This is a genomic window from Novosphingobium mangrovi, assembly GCF_022818885.1.
GTDB lineage: Bacteria > Pseudomonadota > Alphaproteobacteria > Sphingomonadales > Sphingomonadaceae > Novosphingobium > Novosphingobium mangrovi.
In genome coordinates this window covers 1-812 of the sequence record NZ_JALHAT010000087.1, presented here as the reverse complement: position 1 = coordinate 812, position 812 = coordinate 1, and the positions used below count along the sequence as shown (strand labels likewise).

General features: G+C 57.4%; 1 pseudogene. It reads right to left on the bottom strand.

Annotated features, from left to right (window positions below):
- Positions 1 to 17: 17 nt before the first annotated feature.
- A pseudogene (locus tag MTR65_RS20100) lies at positions 18 to 730 on the bottom strand (IS5 family transposase).
- Positions 731 to 812 lie beyond the last annotated feature (82 nt).

The window sequence follows — 812 nt, the reverse complement described above, 5'->3', positions numbered from 1 at the left end:
CTAGGGTTTGTGGGGATTCATCGTGATGCGGTGATTGCCGCGTCGAGATATATCATGGCTTCGAAGCTTCGATCGGTTTTGCAGGAGCGCATGGCGATGCTCTTGAACTCTTTGAGCTTGCAGAAGAAGTTCTCGATCAGGTGGCGCCACTTGTACATCTCGTCGTCGATGGTTCGTGGGCAGAGGCGCTTTGGTCGTTGCGAGATGACGACCTTGGCTCCGCGCCGGTAGATCTCCTCGACGATCCAGTTGGCGTCAAAGGCCTTGTCTCCAAGCAAGGCATCGAATTCGATGCCCTCGATCAGCGGCGCAACGCCGATGGTGTCATAGCGGTTTCCGGGCAGCAGGACGAAGCGTACGAGATTGCCCAGAGCATCGGTAAGGGCCAGTATCTTGGTCGTCACCCCTCCTTTCGAGCGGCCGATGGCCTCGCTCTGAGTCCCCCTTTTGCGCCTTGGCCGTGCCGGTGAACCTTGACGATAGTGGCATCGACCATCGCGTATTCCATGTCGGGCTCTTTCGACAAGGCATCGAAAATTCGCTTGAAAACATCGGCTTCACGCCAATCACGGAACCTCCGGAACGCTGTACTCCAGTTGCCGAACAGGGCCGGTAAGTCACGCCAAGGGCTGCCCGTTCGGACAATCCACAGCACCGCTACCATGAACAAGCGGTTGTCCCGCCCGCTACGCCCCGGGTCACTCGCCTTGCCTAAACAATGCGGCTCCATCTTCGCCCACTGGGCATCGGTCAGTACAAAGCGTTCCATCCAGAGCGTGAATCACAACCCCACCAAAATGGGAATCCTGAAT